The sequence below is a fragment of the Desulfosarcina sp. genome, from assembly GCF_033791525.1.
Lineage (GTDB): Bacteria > Desulfobacterota > Desulfobacteria > Desulfobacterales > Desulfosarcinaceae > Desulfosarcina.
On sequence record NZ_JASJGN010000048.1, the window covers coordinates 1 to 14,451 of the forward strand.

At 56.8% G+C, this 14,451-nt stretch carries 11 protein-coding genes; 4 read left to right on the forward strand and 7 right to left on the reverse strand.

Going from position 1 to position 14,451, the window contains the following annotated elements; genetic code table 11:
• The 6 genes from QNK41_RS02480 to QNK41_RS02505 form a co-directional block, all read right to left on the reverse strand.
• The coding region (locus QNK41_RS02480; protein ID WP_319253403.1) for a DUF167 domain-containing protein at positions 1–244 on the reverse strand (244 nt) is incomplete at its 3' end.
• Positions 245–405: 161 nt separating this feature from the next.
• On the reverse strand, positions 406–828 hold the full coding sequence (locus QNK41_RS02485) for a thioesterase family protein (RefSeq protein ID WP_319253405.1): 423 nt from the start codon (positions 826–828) through the stop codon (positions 406–408).
• Positions 829–974: 146 nt separating this feature from the next.
• The gene (gene thrH / locus QNK41_RS02490) at positions 975–1,583 is read right to left on the reverse strand and encodes a bifunctional phosphoserine phosphatase/homoserine phosphotransferase ThrH (protein WP_319253407.1); all 609 of its coding nucleotides are present in this window, start codon (positions 1,581–1,583) and stop codon (positions 975–977) included.
• A 224-nt stretch (positions 1,584–1,807) separates the two neighbouring features.
• Entirely contained in the window at positions 1,808–3,127 is a 1,320-nt protein-coding gene (locus QNK41_RS02495) for a homoserine dehydrogenase (protein WP_319253409.1), read from the reverse strand.
• A gap of 263 nt (positions 3,128–3,390) precedes the next feature.
• Entirely contained in the window at positions 3,391–4,752 is a 1,362-nt protein-coding gene (locus QNK41_RS02500; RefSeq protein ID WP_319253411.1) for a DUF3999 domain-containing protein, read from the reverse strand.
• On the reverse strand, positions 4,749–7,544 hold the full coding sequence (locus QNK41_RS02505) for a DUF2339 domain-containing protein (RefSeq protein ID WP_319253413.1): 2,796 nt from the start codon (positions 7,542–7,544) through the stop codon (positions 4,749–4,751). Before QNK41_RS02505 ends, QNK41_RS02500 begins: the two co-directional genes overlap by 4 nt.
• A gap of 387 nt (positions 7,545–7,931) precedes the next feature.
• Between QNK41_RS02505 and QNK41_RS02510 the strand changes: the two genes are divergently transcribed.
• From QNK41_RS02510 to aceA, 4 genes are all read left to right on the forward strand, one after another.
• Positions 7,932–8,153, forward strand: coding sequence for a hypothetical protein (locus tag QNK41_RS02510; protein WP_319253415.1), 222 nt, complete (start codon positions 7,932–7,934; stop codon positions 8,151–8,153).
• A gap of 7 nt (positions 8,154–8,160) precedes the next feature.
• On the forward strand, positions 8,161–9,879 hold the full coding sequence (gene aceK / locus QNK41_RS02515) for a bifunctional isocitrate dehydrogenase kinase/phosphatase (RefSeq protein ID WP_319253417.1): 1,719 nt from the start codon (positions 8,161–8,163) through the stop codon (positions 9,877–9,879).
• Positions 9,880–9,914: 35 nt separating this feature from the next.
• Positions 9,915–11,516, forward strand: a complete 1,602-nt coding sequence (gene aceB, locus QNK41_RS02520; protein ID WP_319253420.1) for a malate synthase A — start codon at positions 9,915–9,917, stop codon at positions 11,514–11,516.
• 156 nt (positions 11,517–11,672) lie between these two features.
• Positions 11,673–13,013: an isocitrate lyase gene (gene aceA / locus QNK41_RS02525; protein ID WP_319253421.1), complete on the forward strand. Its 1,341-nt coding sequence runs from the start codon at positions 11,673–11,675 to the stop codon at positions 13,011–13,013.
• An 841-nt stretch (positions 13,014–13,854) separates the two neighbouring features.
• Here aceA and QNK41_RS02530 read toward each other — a convergent pair.
• Positions 13,855–14,451 (reverse strand): DUF4956 domain-containing protein (locus tag QNK41_RS02530; protein WP_319253423.1); only part of this gene is annotated, 597 nt, incomplete at its 5' end.

Consider the following 14,451-nt stretch of genomic DNA (forward strand, 5'->3'; position numbering starts at 1 on the left):
CCATAACCTGTTTGTTCCGCCCAGTGTGACCGGAGACGATCGCCACCGATGATTTGGCCACAGACAACAGCCCCGCCAGAAATACCCCGCAGGCTTTATTGGCGGCATTATCCACGGGAGGTGCGGTGAGGTTTATCTTCAGCGCATCGCCGTACATACCCACAACCTGGTTTTTGGACGACCGGGGCTGGACGCGTACTTTAAAGATCAAGCCATCGGGTTTTTCCTGGATGGTGAAGGGCATGGTTCTGGGTTCTGGGTTCTGGGTTCTGGGTTCTGGGTTCTGGGTTCTGGGTTCTGGGTTCTGGGTTCTGGGTTCAAAGATGAAAGGCTGGATTCCCGTCAATCTGTCAATCCCTTAATCCATCAATTCCCTTAATCCATCAATTCCCGTAATGCTCAATCTTAAAGATTGTCCTTGATCAGGTCACGAATGAAGGCCGGCGGGCGGACCACCCGCCCCTGGCCATTGATGAACGCGTGCCGGGTGTATCCAGTGGTGTGGATGACGGCGCCGTCCTGACTTGTGATCGTGTAGTCGAACTGCATGCCGGCGCGAAACCCCGTATTGAGGGTCGCTTCGATCACGATCACGTCATCATAGCGCGCGGGAGTGAGATATTTGCATTTGACCTCGGATACCGGAAGCATGAGCCCCCGGGCTTCGATCTCACGGTAGGGCAATCCCAAGTGACGAAACAGTTCGGTTCGGCCAATCTCAAACCAGCGCAGATAATTGGCGTGGTAGACGACCCCCATGGTGTCCGTGTCGCCGTAGATCACCCGGTAGGAGGAGCTGTGGGAAAGGGTATTAAGTTCTGGGTTCATGGTTCTGGGTTCAGGGTTCAGGTTTCTGGGTTCAGCTCTGATCGTATCAGTGCATCAGCTTATGAGCTTACCAGCTATTTGGTTCCGGGTTTCGGGTTCACGGTTTACCTTAGAGCTTTCAGCTTTGAGCGCTTTGCTTCTTTCCCTCAATCCCCTGTCAGGATCTTTCCAAAGATCTTCATCAGATCGTCGTATGTTGTGGTCACGGGGAACTGGGGGAACTCATCGATCACATTCTGTGGGGGACAAAACAAGACACCCTGGTGGGCCTCTTTGAGCATGTTGACGTCGTTGTAAGAGTCTCCCATGGCCAACACCTGGAAGTTCAAACTTTTAAAGGCTTGAACCACCTTGCGCTTGCCGTCGGTCTGCCGCAGGTTGTAACCGGCGATGGCGCCGCTGCCGTCGATGGTCAGGCCATGGCACAACAGCGTGGGCCAGCCCAATTTTTCCATCAGCGGCCGGGCAAATTCAACGAAGGTATCGGAAACAACGATCACCTGGGTGCGGGCCCGCAGCCAGTCGAGAAACTGCCGGGCACCCGGCAGCGGCTCCATGGTAGCGATAACGTCGGTGATGTCCTTCAGTTTGAGTCCGTTAGCGTCGAGTATGGACAGCCGCCACTTCATCAGCACGTCATAATCGGAGATGTCCCGGGTGGTGAGACGCAGCTCATCGATGCCCGTGCGCTCGGCCACGTTGATCCAAATTTCCGGGACGAAGACACCTTCCAGGTCTGAACAGATTACATGCATGAAACTCCTCAACAATCCAGCTTGCCTGCTTTTGGTCGGCATCCAAAATGAATCGGTAAACGGCCAACCGCAGTGGCAACTAATTTTATTTTTTCTGCGGTCATTACCCTGTCGCTGCAGGGGCCGGAGCACTTCAGAACCGCGTCGGAAAGGGTGAAGCCGTAGTCCTTCTACTGCGAATCCTTGACAACAAAGGATATGGAGCGCTCCGGCCCCTGCAACGTTTACTCCTGCCCGTCATCGTCTTCAATGCGAATCAGCATCGGGGTGCTGGCGACCACGTCCAGGGCGCTGATTTCCGATAATGCCCGGGTCACGTCCGCCTCCCGAGCATGGTGGGTCAGCATGACCACCGGCACCGAACCGTTTGTTTTTCTTCCCTTCTGGTGAACGAACTTAAGGCTGATGGCGTATTTGCCCAGGATACCGGCGATGGTGGCCAGCACCCCGGGCCGGTCCATGGCATCGAAGCGGAAGTAATAATTGGTGACAATGTCATCCATGGGCATCACGGCAATGGTCCGGATCTTATCAGGCTGAAAACCCATGACCGGCACCCGCCCGGCGCCGTCGGAAGCCAGATTTCTGGCGATGTCTGCCATGTCCGAGACCACGGCGCTGGCCGTGGGCATCATGCCCGCCCCGTGGCCGTAAAGCAGGATATCTCCCACCGCATCGGCAGATACGCTGATGGCGTTCAATGTACCGTTGACATTGGAAAGCATGTTGTCAAACGGAATCATGGTGGGGTGAACCCGGGCTTCCACGGCCCGGCCGTCAAACTTGGTGATGGCCAAAAGTTTGATGCGATAGCCGAACTGGGCAGCAAACTCGATGTCCATGGGAGTGATTCGGGAGATTCCTTCGATGTAGACATCATCGAAATTGATCTTCATCCCAAAGGCCAGGGCTGAAAGAATGGCCAGCTTGTGGGCCGCATCCTGCCCCTCGACGTCAAGGGTCGGATCGGCCTCGGCATAACCCTTGGCCTGGGCCTCAGCCAGGGCGGCTTGAAAAACCACGCCCTCGTCGGTAATCTTGGAAAGGATGTAGTTGCAGGTGCCGTTGAGAATGCCGATCATGGCGTTGATCCGATTGCCCACGAGGGATTCCCTCACCGTCTTGATGATGGGCATACAACCACCCACACTGGCCTCGTAAGCCAGGTCGACACCGTTCTCGGTAGCGGCGGCGATAATCGCATTGCCGTGCTTGGCCAGTAGGGCCTTGTTGGCGGTTACCACATGCTTGCCCTTGCCGATGGCATCGAGAATCAATTGTTTGGCAATTCCCTCACCACCGATGGTCTCCACAACGATATCGACCGTTGGATCGGCGATGGCCGAGGCCGCATCCGGAATCATCACTCCGGGTGGCAAGGTAAGGCCCCGGTCCTTATCCATGTCGATATCAGCCACATATTTCAGATTGAGCGTGCACCCGATGCGGTCCCGGATGATATCCCCGTTTTCCAGCAGCAGACGGACCACACCCGTACCCACCGTGCCGCAGCCTAAAATGGCAATGTTGACCTGTCTCATCATTTATTGGTTCCTGTCTTACCTGATGCGTGTTGGTGTTCGAAAATCACCGCAAATGGTTAGCATTAATCTGGTAATTTCTTATGACCCCAACCTGAAAGTCAATAGAAAAAGGAACGTCATGGTTGATTGGTTCAATTCGTTCAATTGGTTTGATTGATTCATTAAGCGGTTAGATCGATCGGAATGTTGCAAATAGAGCTTTCAACTTCGAAGGCTACACGGTCCTCCCAACAGATTGACCGGCTCACTATCTTAACAGCTACTCACACCTTCAACCGTCGGGCCAATCGCCAGGACATGACCGCCACCACCAGCACACCGGCTATCAGAACCGACCAAAGCACAATCCGGCGCGTCGGCAGCGGTTTCGGCAACGGAGACAGGCGCTGTGGACCGCCCAGAACCATTCGTGAGCCTTGCGGCGTCACCCAGCGCTCAAGGCCATTATCACGATGCCGGCCGATACCGTCGAAAAGGGCGGCCACGTTTACGTTCAGCGGCTCAACTGCAGCGCTGCCGAAAGCCAGGGTAAAGGGGCCGCTGCCCCGGGCAATAAAAAAGATGTCGTGGGGGCGGTAGCCGATCTCAAGCCGGGGAACGGCCCTGCCGATGGTGCTGTCGCTGGCGTCAACGGTCAGGCTCCAGTGACGGTCCATGGAGATGGGCACGGCCTGGGGGGCGCTGGTCAGGGGGGTGTTGTCCACGTCGATGCGGTAAAACAGGCCCTTGCATCGCCGGGTCCAGGCCAACTTAGGATCATCGCGGGATTCGAGCACCGCTTCTGCCATACTGTTGGCCTGGTCGAAAATCAGATTGACCCGGTCCACCGGAAAAGCCCCGGCGCTGCGATATTCGAAGACACCCGCTGATTCAGAGTCAGGCTGACCGTCGATCTTCAAAAAAACACGAATGGCCATTCGTCCCTCTGGCTGCACCCGACCGGCGATGCGAACCAGGGAAAGCGCCGGGCCTGAATCCAGCTGGCGCAGGCGCAGATAGCGTTTGGTGCTCGGAATCAGGGCGATGGTGTTGCTGAGCAGCCGGCGGCCACCGTGCCGAATGTCCGAGATTGCCGATCGCTGTTGAATCGTTGTCCAGGCGACCATGTCGTCACTGGCATCCACGGCCAGGGTGGCCATCAGATTGTTTTCACCCCGTCGCCATTCCAGCCGCAGCTGGGCCAGGCTGCGCCCGACGCGGCTCAAATCAATCAGAAATGTCCGCGCGGTCTCAACCGGCGCGTTCGCTGGTCGGGGATCGACACGCACCACTGCCCCGTCCGGTCCGGTGCGAACATAAACCCGATAGCCGCCGGCTTCCGCTGTCGCTTCTTGCGGAAGCGGGAAAAATACAAGCGATCGCCAGGGCGCTTCAGCCGACTGCGTCTGCGCATATCGGATCATATGAGGCACCGGCTCACCATCGGCATTAAACACCCGAACGTCTCCCAGATCCCTTCGGTAGGCATCTTCGTATACCTGCTCAGGCAGGCTCGTAGCGGCAACGGCCGAACCGGCAGGTACGTCGATCTTAATGCCGTAGGCAAAGTCGTCCACGGTCAGGTCCGCCAACGACAAGGATGGGTTGCAAACTACCATCAGCACCAACCACAGCCATTTTCTCATTGGCGCTCTCCTTTCAATTCCACCGGAGGCAATGGGGTAAAAAAGCCAATCACCAGCATCAGTCCGCCCACCGCCAAAAATGAAACAATCCGGGAGACAGTGCCCGAGCCGGACAAGTCTACCACGAAAAGCTTAACGACCACCACCGCCAGCAGGCCGGTACCGGTGAACCACACCATCCGGTTTTTCAGGCGATCGGCGGCGATCATGCATCCCAGCGCCAGAAGCCCCCACAGCACGGCTATGGCCGCGTGGAACAGGTCGGATCGAAACAGGGCTTCCCCGTCATAGCGCACGTGGGCCATGTGGTGGACAGTACGGGCCACGACGGCGGTCAGCCAGAGGAAAATCCCTGCTGCCGGTATCCCCCACAACACCGACGCCGGCAAACCCTCAGTCGGGGCAACCGGCTCACGGTTCATCCACAGCACCCAGCTGATTGTCACCAGTAACACGACGACCTGCACCAGGTCCAACGGGTTAAGCAGCGGCAGGTAAGGCAGTGGCCTGGGATCACCGTTCATAGAGAGGCCCAGAACCGTCCATACCATCAACCCTGAGACCAGCACAGACGGCAGCCATCCACGGTAGGCACTCTGCCAGGGATCGAAGGGCCAGCCGATCCGATTGCTTAACCGGATCAGCAACGCGACGAAGACGGCCGGAACACCCCCCCAGGCAATAAAAGCCCAGACGCGCCCACCGTCGGCCAGCTGATCCAGCAACCACCCAGTTTCCCAACTGACCAGCAGGGTGGCCAACAGTGCCCCCGCCACATGCCAGCACACTGATATTTTCTCGTTCCAGACGCCTTCCATGCGTCGCAGGAGATAATAATGAACCGCAACGGTCAACGGCCAAACGACGATCCACCACCCCTGAAAAGGATGCTTGAGGCCATATTGATCGAAAAGCGCCGCCACCACCAGCACCATTGCGGGCAGAAATCCCAGGGCCGGCCAGCGCAGCCCCTTCCAGTCCAGCCGCCGAAAAAGGATCCCCATGGCCAATGCAGTGAGGGAAATGAATGTCATCGAGACGACCAGTTCATGGCGGCGACTCAGCCGGCGGTCAATCTCCTCCAGTCCGGTGCCGAACCACCAGAGCAAACCCCAGGCCATAATGGCGGCGGCAAAAGGCCGCTCCAGCCGATGCAGCTGCGACCCATGTCGCTCCAGAAAAAAAGCGGAAAACAGGCCCGCCGTGCCCAGCATCATACCCCCCAGAAAGCGACTGTTGAAAACGGCCATTTCGCTGCCAACACCATGGCTGCCGAGAAGGAACAGGGTTCCCGATCCGGCCTGAAGCAGCAACCCGAAAGCCCGCGCCGTCCAGCGGTTCTGACGGACACCCACCCAGACCAGTCCCGCCCCTTCCAAACTCCATGCAACGGCCGTCCAACTGCCGGACAGCGCCAGCGGAATGGCCAGGCTGCCAAAGATCACCCCTAGTGCCAGAAACGCCTCCACCAACACGCTCAGCCCTTGATCCCGTCGCCGCCACAACGCGGTGGCCAGGCCGATATAGACCAGGCCCATGGCCACGGCGCTGAAGGCCAGGCCGTACTCGACATTCCTCACCAACCCGGCCTGCAGGCCGATCACCACCAGGGGCATGCCGAAAACCAGGGTGCTATCAACCAGCCCTTTCAGCCGGGGCGGCTGCCGCAAGGCAAAAAGCACGGAAATAGCCAGATAAAAAGTGAAAAAGAGCATCAAAAACGGCTCGGTGGTGGGAAAATGATGCGGTCGGTAGTACTGCAAGCCCCAGGCGGAACCGATGCCGAAGGTAAAGATAAAGCCCAGCAGGTTGAGCCACCGCCACGCTTTGAACCAGGCGATGCCGAAGATACCGGCATTGAGCAGGGCGTAGTAAGAGAAGAGCATCACGTGGCTGCCAGACCCCGTGGAAAGCAGCACCGGCGCCATGAATCCGCCGGCAGCCCCCAGAACGGCCATGGCGGCGGCATTCTGCAGCACCGCCAGGATGCCGGAAAAAACCACCAGGCCCACCATCACCCCGAAGGTGAGGGTCAACGGCACCATGTGAAAGAGCCGGGCAGAGGCAAACAGGGTCAGGTACATTATCCCGATGCCGCCGCCCTGAAGGGCCACCGCATAGCCAAATCGATTGATGCGCAGCCGCCATCCCAGAAGCAGCAAACCGATGCCGGCGGCAAATGCGGCCGCCAGGCGGATTTCCAGCGGAACCAGATCACGGGCGGCAGCGTATTTCACCAGAAAGGCGAAACCGAACAGCAGCACCACCACCCCCACCCGCACCATGAGGTTGCCACCAAAGAAAAATTCTCTGATCTGATCGCCCAGACCAGGTGAATGCGCTGACGGCCGGTCCGGTGCCGGTGGTTTGGGCGGCGGTGCAAGATCGGAGATGGCTGTGTCGGACAGTTCCAGTTCAAGGGAAGGAATCTCGTCGGCCGATTCGGGGAAAGGGGTGGGGACCGGTGGTGTTTCAAATGCAGGAACACGGTCGGACTTTTTTTCCGGCACGGACGCGCGACCGTGGCCGCCGGGTCCGGCAGATGCAGCATGCGCCGGGTCAGTCGCTTCGGCGAATGTCGTCGGGCCAGCAGATTTCTCTCCGGAAAGCAGCCCGGAGACCTGCGTCTCCATGGCCGCCAGTCGCTTTTTCAACGCAATGAGTCCGTTGCGCTGGTTAATGACCGCCGCTGCCAGCAGGCCAATGATGCCACCCAGCAGAAAGTCACCCCGACCATAGAGGTAGAAGCTGCCCATGACGGCCCCAATCAACCCCAGAACGATGTAGATCATTCACGCTCCCTTTTCTGCCGGACATTGCCCGGCCACGCAATGATTGTTTCCGGCACCGCATGCCAGATATTTGAAAACTGACGGCAAATGGTCGTACCGCCGGCGATGGCTTCTTAGTTCGGCCGGAACGGGCGGCAACTCAAGAAAAAATGCAGCCGTGCCACCGCTATTAAGCAAAAGGAGGGGCGACTGGCAATTGCCCGGCCTGCGCATGCGGTTTTTTCAAGGCTCGATGAGCTTGCCGGGAAGGCTTAAATTAAAGACCGATATTAAATAGCCATTGGAATTCGCTCACCAGCCTTCCGCGGCGGCCGACCCGGTTTGACATTGTCAAATCAGGCATCATTTTTATGCTATCGTCCACTCACTGAATAAAGGAGTATCGTTATGGCCTACACATGCAAGAGCTGCGGCGCCATTGCCGATTCACCCGGGCATCTGTGTAATCCTTGCGGGGATAAAGAGAAATGCAGTTTCTGCGGTACAGCGGAAGTTGACCCCACGCACATCTGCAAGGACAAGCTGGCGGAGATGAAGTATGTATGCAATGGATGCGGACGCGTGGCCATGGATGAGAAGCATCTTTGCAGTCCAGCGCCCATCAAGTAGTCTAAAGATGACGATCGAACCATTGGCACAAAGCGGTTCCAATTTGATTCATGAACGCTTCTGCGACTATGAGGACCGTTTTCGCCGGATTACGCTGCGTTCGCCTGGACGATTCATGAACCGCCAGTGGGAACTGGTCCAGGCCGACACCACCGAGCGGCTGAATCTGTACACATCCATCGTCGACCAGACTGAAATCGACATCCGCAGCCTGCTCGAAGACCGGGTTGCCGATGACGCCTTATGGACCGCCGCCAAGACCGACTATGCAGACCGCATCGCCGGCATGGATGACCGGGAGCTGGCCGAAACCTTTTTCAATTCGGTCACCCGCCGTATTTTCGGCACCGTCGGCGTGAACCGGCAGATCGAGTTTGTCCACGATGACCGCCAGCCGGCATCGCCATGCCCGACCGAGTCTGTTTTCAAAACCTATCCGTTGACGGGGGCCATTGAACCGGTCGTCCGAAAGATCCTGTCCGATTACAGCGATCTCAAGATCGACTACACGGCCCTGGAAAAAACAATGCCCCGGATCGTGAAACGCGTGGAAAAACGCCTGGGCGAGATGAACGACCCCACCCAGCCGGTTCGTGTCGAAATGATTCGTCACATCTTCTACCGCGGACAGGGCGCTTATCTCATCGGACGCGTGGTGGCGGGAAAAAAGATTGTCCCGCTGGCTATGGCACTGCTTAATCCATCCGAAGGTGTGGTGGTGGACGCCCTGCTGCTGGATTCGGACGGGTTGAGCATCGTCTTTTCCTATACCCGCTCGGCCTTTCACGTAACGGTGGAAACACTATGCGAACTGGTCGGTTTTCTCAAGTCCATCATGCCCGCCAAACCCGAAGCCGAAATCTACTCTGCCATCGGCTATTTCAAACACGGCAAGACAGTGCTTTACCAGGATGTTTGCCGACATACGGCAGAGTGCACGGACGGCCGGTTTCGTATATCGCCGGGCAAACGGGGTATGGTCATGGTGGTGTTCGACATGGCCGACCACGAAATGGTGGTCAAACTGATCCGTGACCGCTTCGACACCCCCAAGAAGACCACACGGCGCAAAGTCATCGAACAATATGACTTCGTGTTCAACCACTACCGGGTTGGGCGGCTCATCGAGGCCCACACCTTCGAACACCTCTCTTTCGACCGCTGCTGGTTTTCCGACGATCTGATCGATCATCTCACGGCCGAGGCAGGTCAGACCGTTCATCTGATAGATGATCGGGTGATCATCGACCATGCTTACCTGGAACGCCGGGTGACCCCGCTGGATATCTACCTGAAGGAGCAGACCAACCCGAAAGCCAAAGCCGCGGTGGTAGACTTCGGCAATGCGATCAAGGATCTGGCTTTCGCCAATATCTTTCCCGGCGATTTGCTGCTCAAGAATTTCGGCGTGACCCGCCATGGTCGCGTGGTGTTTTACGACTACGATGAAATTGTTCCGCTGACCACGTGTCGATTCAGAAATATTCCCCAGGCCCGGTCATACATGGAAGAGATGGCCGACGAACCCTGGTACGCCGTGGGAGAGGACGATGTCTTTCCCGAGGAGTTTTCCCGTTTCCTGGGACTCTCACCCGGACATCGGGAACTTTTTTTAAGCCAGCATGCCGATCTGCTGGCACCTGACTTCTGGATAAAGGCGCAGGATGAAATCCGTTCAGGGCACATCCGACACATCCGTCCCTATCACCCTCGATACCGACTGTAGGGACGGCATTATCAATACACATAAGGAGGAATCAGATGAGTAACACCCACATTCCAGATGGCGTCACCATCAACGCACCAGTCACCGACGCGTTCGGCAGCATCCTGACACCCGAAGCCCTGAGCTTTGTGCGCACACTCGCACGTCGGTTCGACACCCGTCGGCGGGAACTGATCACCCGCCGGGAGACGGTTCAGGCCGATATCGACGCGGGACACCTGCCGGACTTTCTGCCGGATACCAAGCCTATCCGGGATGGAGACTGGACAGTGGCCCCGGTGCCCGCCGACCTTTCCGACCGCCGGGTGGAAATTACCGGTCCGGTGGACCGAAAAATGGTCATCAACGCACTCAATTCCGGGGCAAAGACCTACATGGCCGATTTCGAAGACAGCCACTGCCCCACCTGGACGAACACCATCGACGGACAGATCAACCTTCGCGACGCCGTCAACCAGACCATCGAATTTGCCACCCCGGAAGGCAAAACCTACCGTTTGAATGACAAGACCGCCACCCTCATCGTGCGCCCCCGCGGCTGGCATCTGGTAGAAAAGCATGTTCTCATCGACGGGCAGCCCGTTTCGGGAAGCCTCTTCGATTTCGGACTCTTCTTCTTCCACAACGCCAAGCGCCTTCTGGACCGGGGCAGCGGGCCCTACTTTTACCTGCCCAAGATGGAGAGCCACCTGGAAGCACGGCTGTGGAACGACGTCTTCATCGTCGCCCAGGAGGCGCTGGACATCCCGACTGGCACCATCAAAGCAACAGTGCTCATCGAGACGATCATGGCCGCCTTTGAAATGGATGAAATCCTCTATGAGCTCAAGGACCACAGTGCCGGGCTGAACTGTGGGCGCTGGGATTACATTTTCAGTTTCATCAAACGATTCAAAAATGTTCCCGGCTATCTGTTCCCTGACCGTGCCCAGATCACGATGACCCGCCACTGCATGCGTTCTTACTCGCTGCTGGCGATCAAGACCTGCCACCGCCGCGGGGCCTATGCCGTCGGCGGCATGGCCGCACAGATTCCCATCAAAAGCGACCCGGAGAAAAACCTCGAGGCATTGGGAAAAGTCCGGGCGGACAAGACCCGTGAAGCCACCGACGGCCACGACGGCACTTGGGTGGCCCATCCGGGGCTGGTTTCCCTCGCCATGGAGGAGTTCAACAAGGCCATGCCCGCACCCAGCCAGATCGACCGGGTGCGAAAAGACGTTCACGTCACGGCTGCAGACCTGCTGAAGGTACCTGCCGGAACCATCACCGAGCCGGGCATGCGCACCAACATCAGCGTGGGAATCCAATACATGGCCAACTGGCTCTCGGGTCTGGGGTGCGTGCCCCTGTACAACCTCATGGAAGACGCGGCCACCGCCGAAATTTCGCGGGCTCAGCTGTGGCAGTGGATCAACCAACCGGATGCGGCACTTGACGATGGGCGCAAGATTACGCTGGACCTATTTCGTTCGATGATGACAGAGGAGATCGAGAAGATCAAAGTCGAGGTAGGAGATATGCATTTCCAACAGGTCAAGTATGAACAGGCCGCAGCCCTGTTCGACGAAATCATCGCCGCCGACAGCTTGGCGGAGTTCTTGACGCTGAAGGCTTACGATCATCTGGAGGGATAATTTGCGTGCCGCATGGACGACTTACCATGACTCTTTTTTTGGTGATAGCGGCTTAAAGCCGCGATAATTTGGTTTGAGGCGATTTTATATATCGCGGCTGGAAGCCGCTCCTACGGCTCCAGCGCGGAAATGAAATTTTACACAAGGAGAGGTAAGATGAAGACCATAGAAGAGAACGCCGAAGAGATCTGCCAACGATTGACCTGTCACGAAGTGGTGGCCGACGAACGGGAAGAGCTGGAAACCCACTGGGCCGATGATCCGCGCTGGAAAGGCATCGTCCGCCCCTATTCGGCCGAAGATGTGCTGAAGCTGCGCGGCAACCTGACCATCGCTTACACCTTTGCGACCATTGGCGCCAAGCGACTCTGGTACCTGATCAACCATGAAGACTATGTGCCGGCGTTGGGGGCGCTGACGGGCAACCAGGCAGTTCAGCAGGTTGAGGCCGGCCTCAAGGCCATCTACCTGAGCGGCTGGCAGGTCGCTGCCGACGCCAACCTGGCCGGCGAGATGTACCCGGATCAAAGCCTGTATCCGTCCAACAGTGTGCCGGCGGTGGTCCAGCGCATCAACAACGCCCTGCGGCGGGCCGATCAGATTCAGGTGCTGGACGAAAGAAAGACCGGTCCTTACTGGTTCGCGCCCATCGTGGCCGATGCCGAAGCGGGATTCGGCGGTCCGCTCAACGCCTTCGAACTGATGAAGCAGATGATCCAGGCCGGCGCGGCCGGGGTGCATTTCGAAGACCAACTCTCTTCGGCCAAAAAATGCGGACACATGGGCGGCAAGGTGCTGGTCCCGACCCAAGAGGCGGTGGCCAAGCTCGTGGCAGCCCGATTGTCCGCCGACGTCTGCGGCGTTCCGACCATCCTGGTGGCACGAACGGATGCCGATGCCGCCAAGCTGGTCACCAGCGACATCGACGAATGGGACCGGCCATTTATTCTCGACCAACCCCGCTCCAACGAAGGCTTCTTCTACGTAAAAAATGGGGTGGAATCCGCCATAGCCCGCGGCCTGGCCTACGCCCCTTACGCAGACATGGTCTGGTGCGAAACATCCAAGCCGGACCTCGATCAGGCCAGGCGCTTTGCCGAAGGCATTCACGAGAAGTTTCCCAACAAGCTGCTGGCGTACAACTGCTCTCCGTCGTTCAACTGGAAAGCCAACCTGGACGATGCCACCATCGCCACCTTTCAGCGCGAACTGGGGGCCATGGGCTACAAATTCCAGTTCGTCACCCTGGCCGGGTTCCATGCCCTGAACCTGGGTATGTTCGACTTGGCCATGAACTACCGCAAACAAGGTATGCTGGCCTACTCCCGGTTCCAGGAAGAGGAGTTTCGCTTCGGCAATGAAGACGGCTACATGGCCACCACCCACCAGAAATTCGTCGGGGCCGGCTATTTTGACCGGTTAATTGACACGATCAGCAGTGGCGATTCCTCGGTGGGTGCCATGTCCGGCAGCACCGAAGAGGATCAATTCAAGTAAGGCCAGAAACGGTGAGAAAGCGGCGTATGTTTGCCTGATGAGAATATTTTAGGCCGGTTCGTGACACCGCCATGGACCCTTCATCGCTTTTTAAGATGGTATTAAAAGGTAGGCAGCAAAAAAAAGCAGCGCGTCCCGGAAATCCGGGGCCCGCTGCCTTTTGGTCCATCTGTGGGTTGTCCAGTTCTCGGGCTTCAGGAGATTTTACACCCGCATGCGCACTGGTTGTTTTTCATCTGGCAAACCGATTCGTGTTCCCGGCTTTGCATACACGCATGGTAGGCTGACTCGCAGCTTTTCATACAGCTCTTGCTATCTTTTTTATTTGACTGGCTCATGTTTCACCTCCCCGATCAGCACTAATGGTTCTCGTTTCATGTGCGGGATTGAACCCGCATTAATTCATCGTAAGCGTTCAACGGTTCAGCGTTTACCGTTAAATGATACGTTGGCCGGGGTTCTGGTGCACCCTCAACCGCTGAACCCTATACCGTTGCACCGGTGAACGGCCACAATTCATCAGTGGACGCTTAGCTCACGGCTTATCTAAATGTAAAAATAAGCATGATTGGTGTGAATACCAAACCCCAAGGCTGCAAAAGCTGGAGGGCTTCAGAGCCAAGGCGTCAAGGGTGAAGCTGTAATTGGCTACCGCGATCCCTTGACAACAAGGGATCTGAAGTCCTCCAGCTTTCCTGGAAGGTAAACACAATGAGAAAAACTGAGCCATTCTTGGAATTCACCGTTGGTGACATCCAGAAAATGGTAGAAACCTGTTTATATTCATTATGATACCTTTTAGTTAGCTATATTTATCCATACTGTTTATGCAACATTGGGGTTAATAGTCAACATCACTCTTTGCAGCGATCAAGACCACTTCGGAGATCCCTTCGACATTCCCTAAAGCACTGATCATCTTCTCGGCCGAGGTGTCTTCCTTCAGAGAGATATCATAAGTCAGACGCAGGGATCGGCGGTCACCGGACGGCTCGATATGCAGCATGTTGGAACGCTTGCCGTACTCTTGAATGATCTCCAGATAACCAGCACTATCAAAGTTTTGATGGAAGGTAAAACGGAGAATGAACTCACTCTTGTAGAGCGCACCGAAGTTAAATTTGTAGGTCGCCAGCGCCAGCATAGAAACAAACCCTGCACTGACAAAAGCCAGAAAATAGTTGGAAGTTCCCGCTGCCATGCCGACTGCCAGCGCCAGGAAGATAAAGGCAATATCTCGTGTGTCCTTGACCACTGTGCGAAAGCGTATAATCGACAATGCACCGACCAAGGCAAACGCCCTGGCTAGACTAGAACCGATGACCATCATGACTATGGCGACAATGATCGAAACAAAGAAAATCGTCTGGGTGAATGACTGGGAATAGGACAAACCCTTGTGAGTATAACGGTAGATCACGGCCAGTAAAAAGCCGAG

Bases quoted from the DNA above. Each gene is read 5' to 3' on its own strand.
- aceA (WP_319253421.1), top strand. From the start codon at position 11,673: ATGAAGACCATAGAAGAGAACGCCGAAGAGATCTGCCAACGATTGACC.
- QNK41_RS02485 (WP_319253405.1), bottom strand. From the start codon at position 828: ATGAACCCAGAACTTAATACCCTTTCCCACAGCTCCTCCTACCGGGTG.
- QNK41_RS02510 (WP_319253415.1), top strand. From the start codon at position 7,932: ATGGCCTACACATGCAAGAGCTGCGGCGCCATTGCCGATTCACCCGGG.
- aceB (WP_319253420.1), top strand. From the start codon at position 9,915: ATGAGTAACACCCACATTCCAGATGGCGTCACCATCAACGCACCAGTC.
- QNK41_RS02505 (WP_319253413.1), bottom strand. From the start codon at position 7,544: ATGATCTACATCGTTCTGGGGTTGATTGGGGCCGTCATGGGCAGCTTC.
- thrH (WP_319253407.1), bottom strand. From the start codon at position 1,583: ATGCATGTAATCTGTTCAGACCTGGAAGGTGTCTTCGTCCCGGAAATT.
- QNK41_RS02500 (WP_319253411.1), bottom strand. From the start codon at position 4,752: ATGAGAAAATGGCTGTGGTTGGTGCTGATGGTAGTTTGCAACCCATCC.
- aceK (WP_319253417.1), top strand. From the start codon at position 8,161: ATGACGATCGAACCATTGGCACAAAGCGGTTCCAATTTGATTCATGAA.
- QNK41_RS02495 (WP_319253409.1), bottom strand. From the start codon at position 3,127: ATGATGAGACAGGTCAACATTGCCATTTTAGGCTGCGGCACGGTGGGT.